This window comes from Kitasatospora sp. NPDC101447, assembly GCF_044767225.1.
GTDB lineage: Bacteria > Actinomycetota > Actinomycetes > Streptomycetales > Streptomycetaceae > Kitasatospora.
In genome coordinates this window covers 1-1,332 of the sequence record NZ_JBIWNL010000091.1, presented here as the reverse complement: position 1 = coordinate 1,332, position 1,332 = coordinate 1, and the positions used below count along the sequence as shown (strand labels likewise).

The following is a 1,332-nucleotide window of genomic DNA, read 5'->3' as shown; positions in this document are numbered from 1 at the left end:
TGAGCTTCCCCCGCTGTGCGGGAGGTGTTGATTACCTGGTCAGGATGGGGGTGGGTGGTTCGATGGCCACCGGTTCGGCCGTCGCTTGGTTGGCGTAGTACTTCGCCTCGTACTCGTCGGGACTGAGCCAGCCGAGGCGTTTTTGGATGCGGCGGGTGTTGTACCAGCCGTCGATGTAGGCGAACAGGGCCAGGTCGGCATCCGTGCGGGTCTCGAAGGTCGTGCGGCGCACGCACTCGGTCTTCAGCACGCTCCAGAAGTTCTCCGCGAGGGCGTTGTCGAACGAGTCGCCCACGCTTCCCATGCTCGGCTCGATTCCCGCCTTCAGCAGGCGAGTTGTGAGCTTGATGGACGTGTATTGACACCCGTGGTCGCTGTGATGGATAAGCGTCCCGGGCTCGACGGGCCGGCCGTGCAGGGCGTACTCCAGCGCGGTGAGCACGAGGTCGGCGTCCGCCCGCTCCGAGGTGTGCCAGCCCACGATCCGGCGGGAGAAGGCGTCGCGGATCGTGGCCAGCCACCACGCTCCCTCGCCGGTGTGGATCAGCGAGATGTCGGCGACCCACAGCCGGTTCGGCGCGGTGGCGGTGAAGTCGCGCTGGACCAGGTCCGGGGCGAGGTCGGCGGCCGGGTCTCGGCGGGTGAATCCGCGGGACCGGCGTGGACTGACGCCCTGCAGGCCGGCCTGGCGCATCAGGCGTTCGACCCGCTTGCGGCCGACCCGGGTGCCCTCGCGTCGCAGGACCGCGTGGACGCGCGGGGAGCCGTAGGTCTCGTCGGAGTCGGCGTGGATGCGGCGGATGTGCTCGGTCAGTTCGGCGTCGTGGCGCTTGCGCGCGCACGGATCGACGGCCTCGCGGCGCCAGCGGTAGTAGGTGGAGGCGGGGATGTGCAGTTCCCGGAGGACGGGCTCGGCCCCGAAGCGGTCCTGGTACTCGTCGATGAGCTTCAGTACCGTCGCCGGGTCGGGTCGAGCTCCTGGGCGAAAAAAGCCGAGGCGGCCTTGAGGATCTCGCAGGACCGGCGGAGCTCGGCGTTCTCTTTCCGCAGCGCGGCCAGTTCCTCCTTCTCCGCGGTGGTCAGCCGGTCGTCCCGTTCGCCCCGGTCCGCCTCGTCCTGGCGGATCCAGTTACGCAGGGCCTCGTGGTGCACGCCCAGGTCGCGGGCCATCTTGCGGATCACCGGCTTCGGGTCGGCAGTGCGGTACATCTCCACCGCACGCCGTCGCAACTCGGGCGGGTACTTCATCGGTGCAGCCATGGCAGAGGCTCCCTTCTCATGGCCCATCAGGCCATCTCCGGCAACCTTCCGCACGTCGGGGGAACCTCAGGT

2 protein-coding genes are annotated in these 1,332 nt (G+C 68.9%); both read right to left on the bottom strand.

What is annotated here, in order from left to right; translation table 11 throughout:
- Positions 1 to 31: 31 nt before the first annotated feature.
- Positions 32 to 943, bottom strand: a complete 912-nt coding sequence (locus ACIRST_RS42415) for an IS3 family transposase (protein WP_402810147.1) — start codon at positions 941 to 943, stop codon at positions 32 to 34.
- A gap of 5 nt (positions 944 to 948) precedes the next feature.
- Positions 949 to 1,260 carry a transposase gene (locus ACIRST_RS42410; RefSeq protein WP_030558521.1) on the bottom strand — a complete coding sequence of 104 codons (312 nt, stop codon included), beginning with the start codon at positions 1,258 to 1,260 and terminating at the stop codon, positions 949 to 951.
- Positions 1,261 to 1,332: the final 72 nt, after the last annotated feature.

Excerpts from the sequence above, each read along its gene's own strand:
- ACIRST_RS42410 (WP_030558521.1), bottom strand. The coding sequence starts at position 1,260 with ATGGCTGCACCGATGAAGTACCCGCCCGAGTTGCGACGGCGTGCGGTG.